Genomic DNA, 3599 nt, shown 5'->3' on the forward strand with positions numbered 1-3599 from the left:
CGGCGCCCGTAGGGCGGCACCACATAAAAGGGGCAGGAAAGCCTGCGAATAGCATCTGCTGGCATCGTACCGGATTTGTTCGCCCTTAGCGTGCAGATACGTCACTTTCGTGTAGTCACCCCTTGATCGGAGATCCTCGCAAAAAGTTCGCGCGGATCTCGCGCAGGATCTTCGTGCAGATCCGCGCGAGGATCTCGCCGGCGATCGACAGCAGCGCCAACGGCCGTTCGAGGGCCTGAAACTCGGCCGCCGCGCCGCGCCCGAGAGCCGCGAGCCAGACCGCGCCGGCGCGGACGGCCCGCAGATCGACCAGAAACGGCCGCAGCAGGCCGAGAAGCAGCGGCGCGGTATGTTCGCCGGCCTCAAGCTCAATGCGCGTCCTGCCCCCTCACAGGAGCGCACAGAGCGGCCGGAAAGGGAAGGGAGCTTGCGGCAGGCGCCTGCGCCCGACCGGCTGGCCGAGCGGGCGCGGGGGCAGTCGCCGCTTGAGGCCGCCGTTGACCGCTATTCGCGGGCCTATCAGTCGATCGACCAGCACCGGCGCGAGGGCTTGCCGGTCCTCGACATGCAGCGGCAGGAAATAGGCGATGCCGGCCGGCAGCTCGACCAGGTGCAGGGCGGCATGAAAGATTTGCTGCGCTCGACGTTGCAAAACGACCCGGCGACGGTGCGCGCCATGACCGAGCTTTCCGGCCGGGAGCGTGTCGCGCAGGTTATCGACGGGATGAAGCGCGAAAACGCGGCGCTGCAAGACCCGAATATCAGGGCCGAGCGGTTCGTTGAACGCTGGCAGGAGCTACAGGGCCAGCGCCGGGAGCTTCGCGGCTGGCAGCACGACGATGCCCGCGCCAAGGTCGAAAGCCAGATGAACGGCATGACCAAGAGCCTTGAGCGTGACCCGCAGGTAGATTCCATCCTGCGCAATCGCCGTCAGGAACTCGGAATCGGGCAGCAGCAGCGCCGGGGGCAGAGCATCGCCCACGAGCTGCAAGAGGAAATGTCACGCAGCCGGCAACTTAGCCGGGGCATCGGTTTGGGAAGGTAGGCACGGAGAATATGGCGGAGCTGGACGACGACAGGGAAGGAATCGAGCCGGAAGCACTGGACGAGGACGCCGGCGACCCGGCCGCCGCGTTCGACGCGCTCCGGCGCACGATCGAGACGCAGGGCGCGCAGATCGGCGCGGAAATGACCGTGATGCGGCGCGGGCTGGAAGCGGCTTTCGACCAGCTCGAAAAGATCGAGCCGGCGCAGGACTACAAGCCCCAGCTCGCCCAGCTCGTGCAGGCGCTCGACAATGTTGCGGAGCGGCTGCACGGCGTAGAGCAATCGCCTATTCTCCGGCAGGGTGCGACACACTATGCGGCGCTCCTCGAGCGCAGCGGCGAGGCCCTGATACGCACCGCCGCGCAGCAGCTCGAGCGGCAGGCGTCCGACCTCGAGCGCGCCGGCCGGAACCTCGCCGCTCATACGAAAAGCGCCTACGACCGGAAAAGTCAGGATTTCCGCATATGGATGGCCGGCCTTGTCGGGCTGTTCGTCGGCATATTCCTGATTTTGCTGTTGCCGCGTTTCCTGCCCTTCTCGGCCGACACCCATGTTGCGGCGACCGTCATAGGTCAGGACCGATGGAACGCCGGCGTCACCATGATGCGGGTGGCCGATCCCCGAAGCTGGCGCGGCGTGGCCGATTCCTCGCAGCTCGTGCGCGACAATGCCGAGGCGATCGGGCAATGCGCCGAGGCCGCGCGCACGGCCGGTTCAGATCAGCAATGCACCATCACCGTGAAAGCGCCGGCAGCACCGGCGCAGTAGGGTTGTGGGGGGACACCAGTTATTTCGGGAGGTTTTCTTCCGCCTCAACAGGTCCGGCGGCCATCGCGACGAGGCGCGCCGCGATACGCTTGCGCAGTTGCTCGGGGAGCGGGCGCGACGACAGCGCCTCGTGAATCCACAGCCCATCGGCGGCAAGGCGCGAAATGAACCTGTCCAACTCGGCAGCGTCGTTTCCAATCGGCGCAGGAGGTGCCCAGCGGTCGATGACCTGTTGCCACAGATCGCCAAGCTGCCGATTGTCGGAGCTTTCCAGCATGAGCAGCAGTTCGACCCGCCGGGCAGCTCTTGCGCAGGTGTTGATGTAGGCGGCGTGTCGTTCGGCGTCTGTCGCCCTGTCCGAGGTGTTGCCGGCGCTCGCTTCCAGCTCCTGTTCCCATGAGCGAGTCAGATGCTCATGGGTGGCGAGGATCAGGGCTTCGCGCGACGGGAAATGATACAGAAGGCCGGCGCGTGTCATGCCGGTTTCGAGCGCTACGGCGTCGAGGGTGACGGCGGTGAGGCCGTCACGCTCGATGATGCTCACAATGGCTTCAAGCACTTCGAGGCGCTTGCTGGCTCTCGCCATGTCGGCTTCCTTAGTGTTGTGTGGGATAGGCTGACGATTGCGAGCCGGGACCGTAGCGCCGCAACAGGATGCCGGTGATCAGGGCACCCACGGCCAGAACACCCGCCGCCACGTACATGACGACCGTATAGGCGTGGTCGAATGCGATTCCTGCCGCTTGACGCACGACAACACCATCGGCCCCCGCCTCGTTGGCAAAGACCAGCGCCGACGCCATGCTGTCGCGGGCCGCTTCCGAGGTTCCGGCGGGGAACACGACGTTGACCGTATAGAGGTAGGCCAAAAGACTTCCGAGAATTGTGACAGCGAACAGACTGCCAAACTCGTAGGACACTTCCTCGACCGACGACGCCATGCCGGCGCGATGCACAGGCACATTGCCCACAATAGCCGTTGATGCCACCGACATTGTTGCACCTACGCCGGCACCGGTCAGCGCCAGACCGGCGATCAGCCAGCCAAGGCCATGAGTGATGCCCCATGTCGCAAGCAGGACCGCCAGCGATCCCGCCGCAAGCCCGCCAGCTATAAGGATACGTAGGCCAATACGATGCAGGAATGCACCACCGAGCAGCACAGTCGGCAATGATCCGAGCGCCGCCGCCGAAACCAGCATCCCGGCTTCCAGCGGCGTGAAGCCCGCAACGAGCTGGAAGCGTTGCGTCGTAGCAAGCTGAACACCGCCGATGGCGAACAGGGAGAACGCGGCCGCTAGAACGCCCGATGTGAACGCGGCATTGCGGAAGATCGAGAAGTCGAGCAGCGGGAACGGCAGGCGCAGTTGCCGGCGGACGAACAGCGCTCCGGCGAGGATGGCAACCAGCAGCGAAATAGCGGGGACGGCCCACGACTGCCCGGCATGGGCAGATTCCTTGATCGCGATCACAAAAGCCGACAGCGCCACCAATGCCTGAAACGACGACACCACGTCCCAAGGCTTGGTCGCATCGCCGGCCACCTTCGGCGCAACGATCAGCGCCGAAATGAAGGCAGCGACCACTACCGGCACATTGATGAGGAACACCGACCCCCACCAGAAATGGCCGAGCAGAAAACCGCCGATGATCGGTCCGAGGGCTCTGTTGCAAAGATTGGCGGCAGTCAGAGGTAGGCTGTCGCTCTGCGCCGATCAGGCGGCTGCTGCGAAATGGTGGTTGAGCATGCCCATGGCCTCCGTCAGCGCCGAGGGCCCAATGCC

General features: G+C 65.0%; 4 protein-coding genes. 2 read left to right on the forward strand and 2 right to left on the reverse strand.

Translation table 11 applies throughout. From position 1 onward, the window contains the following. Window positions 1-349 precede the first annotated feature (349 nt). A complete protein-coding gene (locus tag POM99_RS22060) occupies window positions 350-1045 on the forward strand; it encodes a hypothetical protein (protein WP_047737075.1) in 696 nt (231 codons plus the stop codon). Window positions 1046-1056: 11 nt separating this feature from the next. Next, a complete protein-coding gene (locus tag POM99_RS22065) occupies window positions 1057-1815 on the forward strand; it encodes a DUF6118 family protein (protein ID WP_006473465.1) in 759 nt (252 codons plus the stop codon). 19 nt (window positions 1816-1834) lie between these two features. On the opposite strand, the gene POM99_RS22070 is transcribed toward POM99_RS22065, so the two are convergent. Both POM99_RS22070 and POM99_RS22075 read right to left on the reverse strand, forming a co-directional pair. Continuing rightward, window positions 1835-2401, reverse strand: coding sequence for a TetR/AcrR family transcriptional regulator (locus tag POM99_RS22070; protein ID WP_008786762.1), 567 nt, complete (start codon window positions 2399-2401; stop codon window positions 1835-1837). A 10-nt stretch (window positions 2402-2411) separates the two neighbouring features. Further along, a complete protein-coding gene (locus POM99_RS22075; RefSeq protein WP_277280956.1) occupies window positions 2412-3425 on the reverse strand; it encodes an MFS transporter in 1014 nt (337 codons plus the stop codon). Between the last annotated feature and the right edge of the window lie 174 nt (window positions 3426-3599).

This window comes from Novosphingobium cyanobacteriorum (assembly GCF_029436685.1).
GTDB lineage: Bacteria > Pseudomonadota > Alphaproteobacteria > Sphingomonadales > Sphingomonadaceae > Novosphingobium > Novosphingobium cyanobacteriorum.

Coding starts and splice junctions, on each gene's coding strand:
- POM99_RS22060 (WP_047737075.1), top strand. CDS start 350: ATGTTCGCCGGCCTCAAGCTCAATGCGCGTCCTGCCCCCTCACAGGAG.
- POM99_RS22070 (WP_008786762.1), bottom strand. CDS start 2,401: ATGGCGAGAGCCAGCAAGCGCCTCGAAGTGCTTGAAGCCATTGTGAGC.
- POM99_RS22065 (WP_006473465.1), top strand. CDS start 1,057: ATGGCGGAGCTGGACGACGACAGGGAAGGAATCGAGCCGGAAGCACTG.